Annotated in this window: 10 protein-coding genes; 5 read left to right on the forward strand and 5 right to left on the reverse strand. The window is 45.0% G+C overall.

Going from position 1 to position 18272, the window contains the following annotated elements; genetic code table 11:
* The first annotated feature begins 104 nt into the window (after window positions 1-104).
* Together ACXACS_RS03080 and ACXACS_RS03085 are read left to right on the forward strand one after the other, a co-directional pair.
* Window positions 105-1886, forward strand: a complete 1782-nt coding sequence (locus tag ACXACS_RS03080) for an ABC transporter ATP-binding protein/permease (RefSeq protein ID WP_474803943.1) — start codon at window positions 105-107, stop codon at window positions 1884-1886.
* A complete protein-coding gene (locus tag ACXACS_RS03085) occupies window positions 1879-3465 on the forward strand; it encodes an ATP-binding cassette domain-containing protein (RefSeq protein ID WP_474803946.1) in 1587 nt (528 codons plus the stop codon). Before ACXACS_RS03080 ends, ACXACS_RS03085 begins: the two co-directional genes overlap by 8 nt.
* Here ACXACS_RS03085 and ACXACS_RS03090 read toward each other — a convergent pair.
* Genes ACXACS_RS03090 through ACXACS_RS03100 form a run of 3 tightly spaced genes read right to left on the reverse strand, consistent with a single transcriptional unit; the run spans window position 3455 to window position 7411 of the window.
* On the reverse strand, window positions 3455-5029 hold the full coding sequence (locus ACXACS_RS03090) for a sugar porter family MFS transporter (protein WP_474803948.1): 1575 nt from the start codon (window positions 5027-5029) through the stop codon (window positions 3455-3457). The genes ACXACS_RS03085 and ACXACS_RS03090 overlap by 11 nt on opposite strands.
* Before the next feature lies 1 nt (window position 5030).
* Window positions 5031-6032, reverse strand: coding sequence for a LacI family DNA-binding transcriptional regulator (locus ACXACS_RS03095; protein WP_474803950.1), 1002 nt, complete (start codon window positions 6030-6032; stop codon window positions 5031-5033).
* Between the two features lie 20 nt (window positions 6033-6052).
* Entirely contained in the window at window positions 6053-7411 is a 1359-nt protein-coding gene (locus tag ACXACS_RS03100) for a GH1 family beta-glucosidase (RefSeq protein WP_474803953.1), read from the reverse strand.
* Between the two features lie 205 nt (window positions 7412-7616).
* On the opposite strand from ACXACS_RS03100, the gene ACXACS_RS03105 reads away from it, so the two are divergent.
* The 3 genes from ACXACS_RS03105 (at window position 7617) to nhaC (ending at window position 13164) form a co-directional block, all read left to right on the forward strand.
* A complete protein-coding gene (locus ACXACS_RS03105; RefSeq protein ID WP_474803956.1) occupies window positions 7617-8879 on the forward strand; it encodes a sugar MFS transporter in 1263 nt (420 codons plus the stop codon).
* A 12-nt stretch (window positions 8880-8891) separates the two neighbouring features.
* The gene (locus tag ACXACS_RS03110) at window positions 8892-11444 is read left to right on the forward strand and encodes a glycoside hydrolase family 3 protein (protein WP_474803959.1); all 2553 of its coding nucleotides are present in this window, start codon (window positions 8892-8894) and stop codon (window positions 11442-11444) included.
* A 232-nt stretch (window positions 11445-11676) separates the two neighbouring features.
* Entirely contained in the window at window positions 11677-13164 is a 1488-nt protein-coding gene (gene nhaC, locus ACXACS_RS03115) for a Na+/H+ antiporter NhaC (protein ID WP_474803962.1), read from the forward strand.
* 139 nt (window positions 13165-13303) lie between these two features.
* Here the strand turns inward: nhaC and ACXACS_RS03120 are convergent, their stop codons facing one another.
* Window positions 13304-15187 carry a GGDEF domain-containing protein gene (locus ACXACS_RS03120; protein ID WP_474803965.1) on the reverse strand — a complete coding sequence of 628 codons (1884 nt, stop codon included), beginning with the start codon at window positions 15185-15187 and terminating at the stop codon, window positions 13304-13306.
* A 137-nt stretch (window positions 15188-15324) separates the two neighbouring features.
* Window positions 15325-18270 (reverse strand): TonB-dependent receptor, encoded by a 2946-nt coding sequence (locus ACXACS_RS03125; RefSeq protein ID WP_474803968.1) that lies wholly within the window; start codon window positions 18268-18270, stop codon window positions 15325-15327.
* Window positions 18271-18272 lie beyond the last annotated feature (2 nt).

The raw sequence follows: 18272 nt of genomic DNA on the forward strand, positions 1-18272 counted from the left end.
TCGAAGAGGGTGAAAAAGAAATCAAATAACGAGAAAGATAGATACGAACAGTGATTAAAGAAAAGGTTCCCAACAGGCAAACACTTACTCAGTGGTGTAAGGAAATGGATAGCGCGCACACGCTTGGCTTGCGCCGTTCTCTTATGTCACAGGTAGCGGTTAAGTGTTTGTCGCTTTTTTCTTTAATTATTGGTTTTTATTACTTTTCTAATATTGCCCAAGACTGGGTGGTGAATAAAACGCCCGCCTTACAAAGTGATCTAGCGGGCTTATCTGTTTGCTTGGGAATAACCTGGGTGCTTCAAGGCGTAGCGAATCGCTTGTCGTGCCAAGCGAAAGACTCGGTGCTCAACAAGCTGGAGCAGAAGTTAAGTAAGGTGTTTGTTTCTCGCCAACATGCCTTGGTTCGACAGCACTCAGTTTATTACTGGCAAACGCTATGGTTACAAAATCTACAAGCTTTTACAGATTGGGCATTGGAATATCGTGTTCAGCAAACAATAGCCGTTGTAGTGCCTTTATTAGCATTAACAGTAATTTTTTATGTCAATCCGGTTATTGGTCTTGGGTTACTAATCACACTCCCTGTTGTGCCGCTTTTCATGATTATTGTTGGTAAGGGCGCAGCTGCACTGCATCGTAAACACTTTGTCGCTCTTGAAAGGTTGGGAAGCTTATTTACAGACCGTTTAGCGGCATTGCCGATGCTATCAAATTTTCAAGCGCATCAAAGACAAACCGGCCTGCTAAAAGAAGCAAGCGAACAGTTAAATACACGCACAATGAAAGTCGTCAGTGTCGCATTTTTATCTAATAGTGTGCTCGATTTTTTTGCCACGCTTGCTGTGGCGTTAGTGGCGGTGTTTATTGGGTTTTCGCTATTAGGTGAGCTTGAAATTGGCCCGGCTATAACCTTGCAGCAAGGCTTATGGGTTTTACTTACCGTACCCTTGTTACTAAGTGAAATGAAAAAACTGGGGCAGGTGTATCATCAAAAAGCTCAGGCTGAAGCAGCGCAAGAAGAACTGGCTCCATTGTACTCACACGTGCCTGATACGATTTCACTACAATCTTATGCTCAAAGCGTTGATAGTCCTGAGGAAATGTCACGGTTACTAGATGCTTCTAACTTCAACGTGTTCGACTTGCGCGAGCCTGCTTCACTTAATGGAGGGCACGTACAACCTGCCTTACTAAAAGCTAACTCCTTGATAATCTCAAAAGGCGATAAGGTGCTCCTTAATGGGAAATCTGGAGCGGGCAAAACCTTATTGTTAGAGGCGCTTAGTGGCCAAAGGCCAGCGACCCATAAATTCGAACAGCCAGTAGTGTGGATCACTCAGCACCCAGTCATCACGCCAGGTTCAGTGCGGGAGAACCTATGTCTTAACGATACTTACTCCGATGACATCTTAATGACCGCATTGCAAGACGTTGAACTTGAAGCTTGGCTAACACTGTTGCCCTATGGGCTTGATACTGTGATGACAGACTACCCTCAACTTTCAGGCGGTGAAGCACAGCGTTTGTCACTGGCAAGAGCGTTATTACGTGATGAAAGTATCTGGCTTCTCGATGAACCAACCGCACATTTACCCGATGAGCAACACCATAGGCTAGCTCAGTTGATTAAGCGTTTGGGCGAGAGCAAAACCTTGATATGGGCCTCTCACAAAGCATTGCCAAGTAATTGGTTTAATCAGTTTTGGTCGGTTGAGAAAAAAACGTCACTCAACCAAGCAAATACTGAAGCGAATAATGATCACAGCGACACTGGTATAGAACACGGCAACCACGATTGTGATGTAACAAGTGTAGTGAAAGTAGTAACCAGTGCTGTGAATAAAAATTCAAATGATCAGAAAAGGAGTTTTGGTTTTGAATAATGGAAAACCCGCTTATCTGACGTTACTACTGGCTCTTTTGCACGGCATAGCGGGGATTAGTATTCTTGTTATTTCTGCTTGGTTTATTGCGATTAGTGCAATAGCGCCAGTGGGGTTTAACTATGTAATACCTGCTGTGGTCATTCGCGCTTTGGCGCTTCTTCGTATTGCGTCAGGTTATGCCAGTATGTGGTTTGGACACAATGACCTCCTAGCTCGCATTGCAAAAGCACGGCTGCGCGTTTTTTGTCAGCTAGAAAACAGTCAGATTACTGATAAGGCCTATACCACAGAAGCACTAGCACAACATACTGAAGAGCTTGCGAGCAAATGGATTGCATGGGTTGCCCCTCTATCAAGCGTTGTATTCATCTTCTCAGGTTTGTGCGTTGCTGCGGTGTACCTCGACCTCCCCGGCGCTTTTTATATTCTGTCGCTATTTGTTGCTTGGCTAGTTTTTGTGGCCGTGCAAGGCGTAAACGCACTAACGCTTGCGAAAGAGGCCAATAAAGCAAACAAACTATTTCGTCAGCAATCTTCAGATTTTTTCAACTGCAGTGCCATTTGGCATCTGGACAAATCGATGATTGAAAGTGATTCTGCCTCATCTAACCCTGACAGCACTAAAATACCGAGTGCTAGTCAGGTATGGCGCTATCAGCTGGCGCAAAAAGCTAAGGCACAACGAACAGCATGGTGGTTTCAGGGATTAGCGTTTTTATTTGTTGTTTTAGTCATGTCGGGTGTTTCACCCGTGGCGTCGGCCCTTGTGTTCGCGCCTATCGCTATAGTCATACCTATGGTTCTATTGGCAGCGCCTGACTGGGCAAGCACAGGCTTTTTAAGTGTAAGTAAATTTGCGCAGTACAAACAAAGCGTCAATGCTCTTAAGCAACTTAAAGCCACGCCAATTAGGCAGTATCGTGATAGAGAAATAAAACACTCACTTAATTTAATTCAGTTTTCTGCTAAAGGTCGACATGCAAGTTTGGTTAATACTTCACTACCTGCGAATGGTGTTGTTTGTATTTCTGGGCCGTCGGGATGCGGTAAGTCTTCATTGTTGCAGTCAATTATTGGTTTGCTGCCAGCTACGGGGCAGCGTGAAATTGACGGCATAGGTATGCCTGAGGGCATGGTAACAAACTGGCGTTATGTAGAGCAGGAACCTATTGTGTTATCAGGCAGTATATCCTTAAACCTAGACCCTGCGGGCAACGATATTTCTCAAAATGAAATGAGTGAATTGTTGTCTGCGCTTGGCTTGGAAGAGATTCTTCCTTTAAAGAACTGGGTAGGAAAAGCTGGAAGGCCTTTATCTGGTGGTGAGCGAAAGCGTTTGGCATTAGCTCGCGCAATACTAGCGAAGCCACCTGTTCTTGCTGTAGATGAGCCTTTTGAGGGGTTAGATTCTTACACACAACAAAAGGTGAGTGAGGTACTAAATAGTCTTTCTGCTACTACATTGATTTTAGTTGCATCCCACACAACACCAGACGCGCTAAACGTAAAAACGCACCTTCAACTAGGCGAAGCCGACATTAAAACTTCACTGCAAACACAGTGCGCTATTTCATAGCCTTGTGTTCAAAGTTTCTTGTAATCTCTTCTAAGCTTCTACCCTTAGTTTCCGGAAAGAGCTTAGCAACTAAAATGAGGCTGATTAATGCAAAACAGCCATAAATAGCAAATGTGGTGGCCGCGCCTAGGTTAGCTAGCTCCCACGGAAAGATAATTTGAACTAGAAAGCTGGTTAAGGAGTTAATCACGCCCACCAAAGAGATAGCCAAACCACGCGTTTGATTAGGAAAAATTTCGGCTAACATCGCCCACATTACAGGGCCCAAAGACATAGCGAAAGAGGCTACAAACGCGATAATGCCAAATAGCACTAAGGGCGCGTTCATTGTGATACTGCTGGTAAGCAATGGCTTTTGGTAAGTATCAAACTCTTCACTTGATAAAACAGTTTTAAGCGCCCGTTTAAACTCCACGTCCGAATAATAGACTTGGTTGGTTAGAGGTTCTAATTTGCTTGCTGCGATGGGGGCGTCTTGTTGAATAGTGCTAACGGCAGTTTGTTGAACTTGGTAAGTGGCTTGTTTGAAGCCATAGGTGCAGATAGCCATGCTGATTACAACACCGGTCAAACCCACAATGAGTAGTGGCTTTCTACCCCACTTATCAATAGTCATCATTGCCACAACAGTAAAGGCGACATTCACTACACCAATCCATACTGCCTGCATAAAGGCGGCGTTGGTACCCACGCCGCTTTGTTCAAAAATAGTAGGTGCATAGAAAAAGATAACGTTGATGCCGGTAATTTGCTGCGCAATGGCAATAATGATTCCTACCATCAAAGGAAAGCGCATGGCTTTTGCTTTTAAAAAACCAAGGCGCTCGCGTAGTGTCCAAGTCTTCTCATTAAGCGAAGACGCAATATCCTTAACAAGTGCATGGGCTTGTGCCTTATCGAAAAGGCGGTTTATCACCTGCTCTGCTTCTTCTTGCCTTCCTTTTAGTACTAACCATCGAGGGCTACGTGGAATAGTAAATAGTAGGCCAAACCACAATGCGGCTGGAATGACTTCAAGCCCTAGCATGTAGCGCCACAAATGCGTATCTATACCCCATTCAGTAACCCAACCTGCACCGCTGTTACTCAGCTGTAACAGGTAATAATTAGTGAAATAGGATAGAGCGAAACCAAACACAATGTTGAGTTGATTCACCGATACCATTCTACCTCGGTTTTCTGGGGCGCTTATTTCCGAGATATACAGTGGGGCAATGATGAGTGAACAGAAGGCAATGCCGCCAATAAACCGAGCAAGCACTAACAATTCGAAATTAGGGGCGAGGGCCGAGCCTATGGATGAAATTAGATACAAGAAAGCCACAAGGATCAGGGCTTTTCGTCTTCCGATAGCATCGCTTATGCCGCCTGCAAAGAGCATGGCAATAAGTGCGCCCAACGTGGGTGAGCTAACTACAAAACCTTGCTGCCAATCACTTAGGTTGAACTCGGCGTCAATAAAGCCATTGGCTCCGGCTATCACGCTGGCATCAAAACCAAATATGAACCCACCAAGGGAAACAATGAGCGTGTAGTATAGCGAGGGAGTCAGGGCTTTATGCATTTTATAATTTGCCTACTGTGTCCCTATCGACGACTTCAGGAACAAATAAGTGCTCAATTGGGATAGGACTTTTAATGTTATAAACATGTTCAAGCACCCAATAAGCGGCCATTTCTCCCATAGCGTGAATAGGGTTATTAATAGTTGTTAGCTTAGGATAGAGATAGCGCGAAAATAGCACGTTATCGAAACCCACAATGGAAAGCTGAGTTGGGATATCAAATCCAGCTTCTCGTGCCGCCGTCATTGCGCCAGAGGCCATTTCATCGTTTGCGCACACAAGGGCGGTGAAGTCTGGAAAGGTCGCTTGAAGATGCTGCATCCCTTCCTGTCCTGTAGACTCATGGAAGTCGCCTTCGAACAAACTGTTGCTGTCAAATGTAAGTCCTGCTTCTTCAAGAGCTTTTTTGTGACCAGTAAGACGATCGCTCGCATCTTTTTTAAATAGCGGTCCGCTAATGTAAGCTATCTTCGTATGACCTGCGTCAATGGCCGCTTTCGTAGCCAAGTAGCCACCTTTTACGTTGTCTACAACAAAGCAGTTTTGCTCAAGTTCGTCTACTTTTCGGTTAATCACTACAACCGGGACTTTGCTGTCGACCAGCTTTTTCAAGTATTCGTCAGAGACTGCCTCAGCGTGCAAGATAAGCGCGTCACAACGGCGGCTTTTCAAAAACTCTATAGCTTCGTGTTCACGCTCTTCATCGACGTGTCCCGCGGTTATGATTACATGCTTACCACTTTTCTTTAGCACGTGTTCAACCGTGCTCATCAAGTCACCAAAGTATGAGCCATGCAGTTCGGAAACAAGTAAACCTACACTATTGGTACGGTTTGATGCCAGAGATTGCGCAATAGCGTTGGGCTGATAGCCCAGCGATGCCATAGCGTCTTCCACTTTTTTACGCGTGCGTTCGCTTACTTTCGCGTTTCCATTCATAACGCGAGAGACGGTAGCCAGCGATACCCCAGCTGCTTCTGATACTTGGTAAATTGTTGCCATACGGTTTCTAGTAATTGTCCTTATTTAATACCGCTAATGTACCCATTTATGCGACTCTTCACCAGTTTTGAATAGGCTAAAGCGCTTTGTTTTAAGGTGCGTTTTTGGGTTTCGTAGTCAACATATACAATGCCAAAACGCTTGGAATAACCCAGCGCCCATTCAAAGTTGTCCATCAGGCTCCATGCAAAATACCCGCGAATGTCCACACCCTTTTCCATTGCTTGATTTACGGCATTTAAGTGAGTGTGAAAATAAGCGGTACGCGTATCATCTATAACTTCACCGTCATTAAGGACATCATCCATGGCCGCACCGTTTTCTGTAATGTAAATGGGCGGTAAGTTGTAGCGCTCATTAAGATCAACGAGCAGTTCGGTAAACGCGTCAGGGGTAATTTCCCAGCCCATTGCGGTTAGCTCATTTGTTGCTGGTGGAACAATTTTAAACCAATTATTTCCATCACTTTGATACAGAGTGCGTGTGTAGAAATTGATACCCAAATAATCGATAGGTTGAGAAATGATATCCATATCACCTTCAAGTATTTCTGGTTTGCTATCAGTATCGAGCATGTCGATAATATCGGGGTATCTACCTTCTATTATCGGCTTTAAATACCACTGGTTATGGTAGTCGTCGGCCAGTTTAGCTGCGTGCTTATCTTCGTTAGAATTCGTCGTGGTATGGCTGTTACTAAAGTTAAGCACAATACCGTTTTGACTGTTCGGGCAATGGCTATTAAGTACTTTCAAAGCTAACCCATGTGCAAGCAACAGGTGGTGCGCTGCTTTACGCCCGTTGCCCATCCCTGTTTTACCAGGCGCATGAATACCGGCTTCATAGCCTAAATAAGCAGAGCAAAATGGCTCGTTTAAGGTGGCGTAAGAATAGACTTTCTCGCCCAATGCCTTTGCAACGGCCTCTGCGTATTTTTCAAATGCGTAGGCGGTGTCGCGGTTTAGCCAGCCGCCATTGTCTTCAAGGTGCTGCGGTAAATCCCAGTGATAAAGCGTAACGAACACTTTCATACCGCGTTTTACGACCTCGTTAACTAGGTTGACGTAAAATTGCATACCTACTTCATTAACGGTGCCGTCTTGCATCATAACGCGGGGCCAAGAAATAGATAATCGATAGGCATCGACACCTAAGGCATCGATAAGCGCTACATCTTCCTTCCAAAGCGCAACGTGATCGCAAGCTACATCACCGTTAGTTGCATCTGAAATTGTCCCGCTCTTTTCACAGAAGGTGTCCCAAATGCAGTCCAACCTTCCTTTTCTGTCGCCTTCTATTTGAAAGCTTGATGTAGCTACACCAAACAGGAAGTCTTTAGAAAGCATCATAGAATTGGATGGAAGGTTAATGTCTTTCATCGTAGAAATGTCCTAGCAATAACAATTTCGTCATATTTGCTTTGCGAATTGCTAAGCAAATAACATCATATTTACATTGAATTCGATAACGCTTCATGTAATTATCTACTCAATGTAAGCGCTTACAAAATAATTTGGATAAGCATGTAAGCGCTTTCAAATGTAAATTTATCATTAATCAGAAAAATAGCAACAGAGGTTACTTGTGGACACACCAGTTCAGCCGAATATTTCATCCGCCCAAGAGCAAGGGGCAAACGGTGGCTGCCGTTTTGCGCTAATCTCACTTACCACGTTGTTTTTCATGTGGGGATTTATTACATGTTTGAACGACATTCTTATTCCCTATCTAAAAGGAGCTTTTAACCTTAGCTTTACGCAAGCAATGTTAATTCAATTTTGTTTCTTTAGCGCTTATTTCATCGTATCGCTCCCCGCGGGAATGGTTGTGTCGCGCATTGGTTACCAAAAAGGCATTGTGCTTGGCTTAGGTATAGCATGTGTAGGCTGCTTGCTGTTTTTCCCTGCTGCGTCTAGTCAAATTTATGGTGTTTTCTTGTTGGCGCTCTTTGTGTTGGCGTCAGGTATAACCATACTTCAAGTGTCTGCCAACCCTTTCGTGACAGCACTAGGAGACCCTAAAACGGCCTCGTCACGACTTACCATGACTCAGGCATTCAACGCGTTTGGTACCACAGTGGCGCCATTCTTCGGCTCTTATCTTATTTACGGTGCTACGGGCGAGCACGGTGGCGGCACGCCAAGCGCTTCAGATGTGCAGGTTCCTTATTTAATTCTAGCGGCGTCGTTACTGCTTCTAGCGCTTATTTTCATGTACTTGAAGTTACCTAAGCTTAACCACACAGGCGCAAATGCAGGTGTATTTAAAGGCGGCGCATGGCATCACAAACACCTTGTTTTAGGTGCGGTGGGTATCTTTATGTATGTTGGTGCAGAAGTGGCTATAGGTAGTATGCTAGTTAACTACTTAGCTAGCCCTGCGGTGGGCGGCCTAACTGAAGCTGGCGCGGCAAAACTGCTGGCGTATTACTGGGGCGGAGCTATGGTAGGGCGCTTTATCGGCGCTGTCGTTATGCAAAAAATCTCAGGTGGTTATGTATTGGCCTTTAATGCTTGTGTAGCAATTGGCCTTATTTTGCTATCGCTTTCAAGTACGGGTGACCTTGCGCTGTGGAGTATATTAGGCGTAGGTTTATTTAACTCAATTATGTTCCCTACCATTTTCAGTCTTGCACTACAGCAACTAGGTAAGGACACACCGCAAGGTTCAGGCATTTTATGTCTAGCTATTGTGGGGGGAGCTATCGTTCCACTCTTTCAAGGTATGCTGGCCGACTCAATTGGGGTTACGCTTTCATTCCTATTACCCGCTTCGTGCTATCTTTACATCGCTTATTATGGCCTTGTGGGAAGTCGCGTATCTAAATTTCAAACCACTGAAAAGTAACGAGGATTAATAATGCGAAAAAGTCTAATCGCGAAGGTTGTTGCAGGTGCATTGGTCAGTGTCTTAGTTAGCGCTTGTGCATCCGATGAAGACGCTTCTTCAGTTAACAGTGCCGCAGAAAAAACGAATAAAGCCAGTGAGATATGGCCTAAACTAGATATCGAAGTAAAGTCAGACCCTGCTGTAGAGAAAAAGGTAGATGATATTTTATCTACCATGACGCTTGAACAGAAAATTGCGCAGATGATACAGCCAGAAATTCGCAATATCACTGTTGAAGACATGCGTAAGTATGGGTTTGGCTCTTACCTCAATGGTGGTGGCGCATTTCCGAATAACGACAAGCATGCAACACCTGAAGATTGGGTGGAACTTGCCGAAAAGCTATATCAAGCTTCCATTGACGACAGCATAGATGGTTCGACAATCCCAACGATGTGGGGTACCGATGCTGTTCACGGTCATAACAATGTTATTGGCGCCACTTTATTTCCCCATAACATAGGTTTAGGTGCGGCAAATAACCCTGATTTAGTAGAGAAAATTGCTCATATCACAGCGAAAGAAGTGATGGCGACGGGCATTGATTGGGTATTTGCGCCAACAGTTGCTGTTGTACGTGACGACCGTTGGGGTAGAACCTATGAAAGCTACTCTGAAGATCCGGCGATTGTAAGAGAATATGCCGCATCTGTGGTTAAAGGTCTACAAGGTGCTGCTGACAAAGACTTTTTAAGCGACCAGCGTGTAATCAGCACGGTAAAACACTTTGTCGGTGATGGTGGTACCGTAGGCGGAGACGACCAAGGTGATAACGTAGCTAGCGAACAAGAGCTATTCGACATACATGCCCAAGGTTATGTTGGCGGGTTGACCGCTGGGGCGCAGTCTGTCATGGCATCGTTCAACAGTTGGAACGGCGACAAACTTCACGGTCATAAGTATCTATTAAATGATGTACTTAAAGACCAAATGGGTTTTGACGGCTTCGTAGTGGGCGATTGGAACGGCCATGGCCAGGTAAAAGGTTGTAATAACGAAGACTGCGCGCAAGCTATCAACGCGGGTCTGGATATTTTCATGGTACCTAACGATTGGAAGGTACTGTACGACAACACCCTCGCTCAAGTAAAAGATGGCACTATATCTATGACCCGCATCGATGATGCAGTGCGCCGCATTCTTCGCGTGAAAGTACGTGCGGGTCTTTTCGATAAGCCTAGCCCAGCAAATCGACCACTTTCAGGTAACCGTTCATTAATTGGCAAAGCAGAGCATCGCGAAGTAGCAGCACAAGCGGTACGTGAGTCACTAGTACTGCTGAAAAACAAAGATAAAACTCTGCCTCTTTCTGCAACTAAAAACATATTAGTGGCCGGTGATGGCGCCGACAACATTGGTAAGCAGTCTGGTGGCTGGAGTATTACGTGGCAAGGCACCAACAATACTAATGCGGACTTCCCAGGCGGTAGTTCTATTTACGACGGCATCAAAGAGCATGTCGAAAGTGCTGGTGGTAAGGTCGAACTTTCCGTTGAGGGCGATTTTGAAACTAAGCCAGATGTCGCCATTGTGGTATTCGGGGAAGAGCCTTACGCAGAAGGCCACGGCGATAGAGAAACGCTAATCTATCAGTACGGCAATAAGAAAGACTTAGCGCTACTTGAAAAGCTGAAGTCTCAAGGTATTCCTGTTGTATCTGTGTTTATTAGCGGCCGCCCAATGTGGGTAAATGCCGAGCTTAATGCATCTGACGCTTTTGTTGCTGCATGGCTACCGGGTTCTGAAGGTGATGCGGTAGCTGATGTGCTGTTTGGCGAACAAGACTTTAAAGGAAAGCTATCTTTCTCTTGGCCGTCACAGCCTCAGCAGATAGTGAATAAAGGCGATGAGGCTTACGAGCCGCTCTTACCTTATGGTTTTGGTCTTACTTTCAGCGATGACAATGTATTAAGCGATGCGTTGAATACTGAAATAAAAGTTAGCACTGACAGCAACAAGCCGATGGAAATCCTTAATGGTGCCGTGCAGTCACCGTGGGTACTATGGCTTTATTCAGGTGATGAAACGCTACCTGTGAACGCAAGTACTCACACCCTTGGTGCGCTGACCTACCGCACTGTGGACAAGGTAGTGCAAGAAGATGCACGAAAAGTTACCTTTGATGGCTCTGAATTTGCGGCTATGCGCTTTGCTAGCAAGAGCTTTTTCCGCGAAGATTTAAGCGCACAGCTACTTACAGAAGGAGCGTTAAGCTTTAACGTTAGCCGTCACTCAGATATTAATGCGCCTGTTACCGTAGGCATGAACTGTGAGGGCGAAGGGGACGCTGCGGGCAGCTGTTCAACGCAGATTGATATTAGCGAGCAGCTAAAAACAATGCCTGCTGACACCTGGACAAACGTAAGCATTGATCTGCAGTGCTTTGTTGACGAAGGCATAGACTTCACCGGTCTTGTCGTACCGTTTGAGCTAGGCAGCTCAGGTAAGGCAAGTTTGAGCGTAGCAGATATTCAGTTTACGCCAAGTGCAGCAGAATCAGCGAGTATAAGCTGCCAAGAGTAGGTAAAAGCTCTATCGCTAGACCTTAAAAAGCGTCGCCGGGGCAAAGTCTTGGCGACGTTTTTGTTTGTAAACAGCTCAACCTCCACTCATTTGCGTCACCGATCTTTTCCCCACGTTACCCCGTAGCTATGTTTATTAAATCTGCAAATCAGTGGCTGGATGATAACTGATTCAAGCAGGGTATTTTGCTAAGTCGTCGTTCACTTCACATGTTTATTTACAGGGTAGTAATATGACAAACGATAAAACGCCTACACCCCATCTTTATCTTGCTTTGACGCCAGTTGTTTTAACCCTTTTGATATTGGGTATGCAGATCTTCTACTTCGGCGTATTTGAGCCTCACATACCGCTTGCTATTGGCATAGCATTGACCAGTTTTGTTGGGACTTATCTTGGTCTTACATGGGAAGAAGTACGGGCAGGTATTTTTAAAGTCATCCACGTAGCCTTGCCGTCGGTAAGTGTTCTTATTGTTGTAGGAATGATCATAGGTATTTGGATAGCCAGCGGTACTGTACCTACCATTATTTACTATGGACTAAAGACCCTTTCTCCCCAAATCTTTCTGGCTGCCGGTATGGTTATCTGCGCAGTCGTTTCCGTTTCTTTAGGTACAAGTTGGGGCAGCGTAGGCACCGTTGGGTTAGCATTAATGGGCATAGGCGAGGGCTTCGATATACCCATGTACTGGACCGCGGGGGCCGTAGTTTCTGGGGCCTTCTTTGGGGACAAAGTATCGCCGCTGTCTGACACCACAAATCTTGCTCCGGCAGTAACCGGTACAGATGTGTTTTCACATATAAAAAATATGATGGCAACAACCATTCCTGCCATGCTAATCGCGTTTTTAATTTACCTTGGCGTCGGCCTCTTCGTTATAGATGCCCAAAGCGTTTCGTTTGCTAAAATTGCGGGTATTACCACGGCACTAGAAGATAATTTCACCATTTCTGGCTGGGCACTTTTGCCAGCACTGATTGTTATGGGGTTAGCACTTAAGAAGATTCCGCCACTTCCTGCATTATTTGCTGGTGCCGTGGTGGGAGGTGTATTTGCCATGTTCATGCAGGGGCAAAGCCTGCAGGCCGTATTCGATTATGCAAATAACGGCTACTCCATTAATACCAATATCGTTGAAATAGATAGCTTGCTTAATCGCGGTGGTGTTCAGTCTATGATGTGGACCATCTCCTTGGTGCTTATTGCCCTTGGTTTCGGCGGAGCGTTAGAAACAACGGGCTGCTTACGAAGCATCATTAACGCAATCAAAAGCAAAGCAAAAACCTTTGCCGGTACACAAGTTGCGGCAGTTGGCACCGCCTTTTCTACTAACTTAGTGGCAGGCGACCCATATCTATCGGTTGCTTTACCTGGAAGGATGTATTCTCCTGTTTATCGGGGCATGGGCTACTCCACCCTTAACTTGTCGCGGGGAATTGAAGAGGGAGGAACGCTAATGTCTCCGCTTATTCCTTGGAATGCCGGAGGTGCGTTTGTGATATCGGCGCTAGGCCTTGGTATTTCAGGCGCTAGCTTAGAAAACTTGCTCTATATCCCTCTTGCTTTTGCCTGTTGGACGGCGCCCTTGATAGGGATATTCTACGCCTATGTTGGCTGGTTCTCGCCAAAAGCTACAGACGCCGAACGTGAGCAATGGAAGGCGTCCGGCGCTGCAATTGCGAAGTTTAACAAAGACGGCACACCCGTTACCGAGTAACGATGGCCTAGAGAAAACAGTAGCGTGGAAAGCACCAGTAGTCATAGTTAAAGCGAGACGCTTACGAAAGTGTTAGGGTTAATTAACCCTGGCACTGAGGTTTGTTCGTCTTGTTTAGCTTTCAATTCTTAGGCTTTTGTCAGTCATCATGACTAAAAATACAAACTCTATTTCTACCGAATCTTTTAGCTACGTATAGTGCATCGTCACATTGATTTATTAGTGTCGACGTTTCAATACCTTTTTGATATTCAGCGATGCCAGCGGAAAAGGTTTGTTCACTGATCTCACTAGAAATACGCAATTGTCGATAGCTATCAAGGATTGAATCTACAACTTTTTTAGCTTCGGAAGCGGAGGTTTTTGGAAGGCATAAAATGAATTCTTCTCCGCCATAGCGTCCAAAAGTATCTGTTTTTCTAATGGAGTTAGATACATGCTCGCAAAACGCTTTAAGTAAATCGTCTCCGCATTCATGGCCGTAGTTGTCGTTGATGGCTTTAAAGTTATCCAAGTCAATCAACGCTAGAGATAAATTATTTTGATAGGCTTTTGCTTGGCTAATCTCTAACTGTACAGCGCCGAGTAAACTTCTTCTGTTGCGAACGCCTGTCAGTGTATCTACGGTTGCAAGTGTTTCTTGTTCTCTTTTCAGCCTTCTTTGAACAATGTATAGATAAGTTATAAGGGCTAAAAGTACTACTAAGGTCAGCACCCCAACACTCAGAATTAAATTTGTTCTGTTGCTGTTTGCGAGTTCCACGCCTGCTAATTCATGCTGTTTCTCTAAAAGTTGCAGTTTTCGCTCAGCAAGTGCGCTTTCATAGTAGTCGCTAAACACTTCCTCTCGATCGTCCGTCTGGTAATAAAGAGACTGATAAAAGTCTTTGCTGTCGCGCAATGCTGATATTGCCGCTTCTCTGTTTCCTGACTGCTCAAAGAAAGAAGACTGAATAGATTTAAACTGCGCCCAGTGCAAATCTGATGAGCTGTAATCGGCGCTTAGGCTGTCGATAATATTATCCATCAGTGCTTTAGCTGTTTCTAATTCGCGTTGTTCTACTAGCGCTTTAAATCGAAAGATTTGATAGGTATTAATATCGTACGATTCAGGTAGTGTGGATATAAAGTCCTCTGTTTTGTTAATTAATGCATGCGCCGCGTTAACTTTTTCTAAGGTATAAAAATACTCAATTTTTGTAACAAGACCATAGGCATAAGTATCCCAATCTTCAATAGAGGTTGCGTAATCGATGTACCGTTCAAGCGTATTCAATGCTTCGTCTATGCGACCTGAATTTTCAAAACTTCTTCGTTGGCAATCAAGTGCAATTTGGTAATACCTGTGGGGACTTGCCTTGGGTCTATTACGAAAGAATGCTTCTGCTCGTGAACATAGTTTTAGCGCGTGTTTATCTTCGCCTAGGTAAGACATGCTCAGCCCTATCTGAAGCTCCATGGTTTCGATTGCACCATCTCCAAAAAATTGTTTCTCAGATAGTGAGGGGAGTTCTTCTATAATTTTCGCGCTGTCATTTAGCGATGCTCTTATTAAGCCCATACGAGCAAGGAAGATGGATTTTGTGGCAAGGGCATCAAAATAAAGTTCTTTGTCTTTGTTGCGAGCAAACGCGATGATTTTATCAATTTCGCTGTGAGCTAAACGCCACTTTTCTTGTATAGCCAAGTTATAGGCTGACAGAATTTTATGCCGGTAGTACAAAGAGGGCTGGGTATTTTTTACTTCTTTAAGGTGATGTGACGGAGCAAGGTGGTATTTTTCAAATCCAGTTGGATGGTCAATAGTTGAGTGCAGCAAAGCGATATAAACGGATGCAGCAGGTGACGGTGTAGATAAGCTTTCAGAGTCAGAGACTAATGCCATTAACTCTTTTTCACCGTCGGGTTTGCTGCTTATAATTTGGGAATATGCTTGGAAATATTTATCACCCCTAATCGCAAAAGTAGAATTAATTCCCATCAAAAATAGCACTAGCGCGCTAATACACTTCTTATACTTCACTTGCTTTCTTCTTCTACTACTCATCCTGAGCTTATGAAGTGAGGTTACCAAAAAATGGCAGAAATGTTTGATGATTTTAGCGGGTTGGAATTAAAAAAGGGCCTTGAAAAGGCCCTTATCGTAAGTGCTGACTAAACTTAGAAGCTGTATCTAGCGCCTAGCGTGTAGCGAGGGCCATACTGACGGGCAAATAAGAATTGCTCTTCAAAGCGGCCATAACCTCGCTCGGTTTCGTCGTTTATGTTCACACCTTCTAGGAACACTGTTAAGTGCTCATTTACATCGTAGTTGATGCTGGCATCAACCTGACCAAAGGTGTCGAACTGGGTGGCTGGGTTATCAGATGAACCTTGCGCTTGACCAATACCAACAACATAGTCTGAACGCCATGCATAAGTGACTTTTACAGACAGACCTTCCTTCTCGTAAAACACTTGGAAGTTAGCTGAATCACTGATACCTACTAGCGGATTTTGCTGTTCTAGGTTGTATGGGTCGTACTCTACGTCACCGTCAACTAGTGTTGCGTTAGCGCCAAAACCAAAACCCGTTTCACCAAATGTGTGTTGAACAGCAAGTTCGATACCTTCAACGGTTTTTGATTCGTTAAGGTTACGAGGCTTCACTACGTTCCATTCAATAAGCGGGTCGTCTGAGTTAGGCTCTACTACGCCTTCAGCGTTGGCGTAACCCGCCGACAAGAAGTAATCGTAAATATTGCTGTCAGTAGCTTGGATTCCGTCTGCTTCAAGTGCTGATACCGCTTCTTGCCATCTTGGTCCTTGATAGATGTCGTTCAGTCCATCAAAAGTTTCAAGTGCACCTTGCGTATCGATGTAGTTTTTAACCGACTTTCTAAATAGTCCGACTGAGGCATAGCTCGCTTCGTCGTAGTACCACTCGAAAGATAAGTCTAAGTTAGTTGACTCATAAGGTTTAAGGTCGGTACTACCTTCAGACACGGTTCTTGAACCAATTTTAGGGCTGCCGCTAAACGAACGTCCGCCTTGTAAGAAGCCGATAGGCGCACGAGTAATCGATTTACCCCAAGAAAAACGGGCAACAATGTCGTCAGTTACATCAACTTTCACGTCGAACATAGGAAGCAATACATCGTACTTACCGGTAAAGTCCTGCTCTTCAACACCATCTTGGAAAACAGTGATCCACTCACCAGCCGCAACCCAGTTTACTTGAATAGGTACGCGAACTTCAGCAGTGCTAGGTACTTCTGTTTCTTCGTAGCGAAGGCCGGCGTTAATTTGAACGTAGTAATCGCTAACGTCAAAGTCCCACTCGGTCTGTACGTAAATTGAGTCCGTTGTCTCTTCTACATTGCTTACCGAAGGATCTCCGCTGAAATATGGGTCAATAGAATACGCATTACTTTCACCCACAACGTCTGCAGTGATGAATTGAAGCTGACGCGCAATGGCTTCATCAAAGTCAAAAGTGTAGTAGTAGCCTGGGTTCATACTTGCGCCGCCGCCATCAAAGGCGTCTAAGAAGCCTGAGGTGTCGTTGCGAACGAACATACTGTCTGGGAAGATTTCCGTAAACGACGGGCTAAAGCCTGGTCCGCCACGGAGTCCGCTCCATGCGGTAAAGCCAGATAGAGACTGTTCTGTGCGAGCTACACCAAAGTCAATTTTAACTAGCGGGATGTCCCACGCCGAGTTATACCAAGTACCGTCTAACTGCAATTGTTCAATGTCAGAACGTCCTGGTGAATAGATGAACTGACTGAAGTTAGAGTCAATTTCACCCGGCAGAATCTCATTCGTGCCGTTATTCCAGTTTACATAGACCTGAGGGATTTCACCTTCACGGTAATCATAAACTTTAGACTCTAACTGGTTTGAACCAAGAATGATTTGCCCAGCGCTACCCAATCCTTCGTCATAACCATTGTCGGTTTTGTTGTAAGAGTCATGGTAATCCAAACGGAAATGCCAATCGTCATTCACCATCCAGTCTAAGTTTACACCCAGTGAGCGAGCATCGACGCGGGTAGTGTTGCGGCTTGCAGTAAACGAGCCGTCATCGCCGCTGATATCTGCATAAACAGCCGTACCATTTTCATCAAGCTCGTAAGCATTGATGTTAGCACCAAAGTTGTTCCATATACCCCAACCCACAGTGTTAGTGCCTGTTGTTGCACGAGACGCGGTGTAGTCTATGGTCGCGGTAAACTCATCTACAGGGCGGAACTGGAGGGTAACTTGTCCATTTGAACGTTCACGCTGTACATCATTAATGCTGTAGTTCATGTCTTTTGGGAAGAACGCGGCATCAGTAATATTAGTACGGTTGTCAACAACGTTGCTTGGATCTAGCTCAGGCAGTGCATCGTTCTCTTGTAGTACCCAACCTTGAATAGCAGCCGACTGCTGCTGGAAGTCACGCTCTTGGTGTGAAAAAGATACTCCGAATCCGAACATGTCGTCTGCGAAAGTATTGGTGTAAACACCTGCGATCTCAGGGGTTACATCGTCACCAGCTTCATTAGACGTATCGTAAATACCTTTTACTGAAATAGTCGCGTTTTGTCCTGACTGGGAAAGCGGCTTCATAGTGATGATATTTACCGTAGCACCTAAGCCCCCGCTCGGGTTTTCTGCTCGGGCAGTTTTTTGAAGCTCTAGCGTGCTTACGCCTTCAGATGAAAGGTTGGCAAGGTCGAAAGAGCGGGTAAAACCGGTACCCGGCATTTGGCGGCCGTTTAGGGTTACCAGGTTGAACTCTGGACCGAAACCACGAACAGTAATTTGGCTACCTTCACCGTTATTTCGGCTAATGGTTACACCGGTAATGCGTTGCAGTGCTTCGGCTAGGTTTGTATCAGGAAATTTACCTAGCTCTTCAGCTGATATGGCGTCTACTACACCACTTGAGCTGCGCTTTAAATCCATTGAACGGATCATGCTGCCGCGTATACCGCTAACTTGAATAACTTCTACTTCACCTTCTGCTGGCGTTGCTGTTTCTGCTTCTTGAGCGTGTGTGGGTAGCACAAGAGAAGAGCCCATCAACAAAGCCATTGATGTGGCAAGCTGGGTCTTTTTAAAAGATGTGTTTTTCATAA

Source organism: Alteromonas sp. AWM4_230, assembly GCF_056158305.1.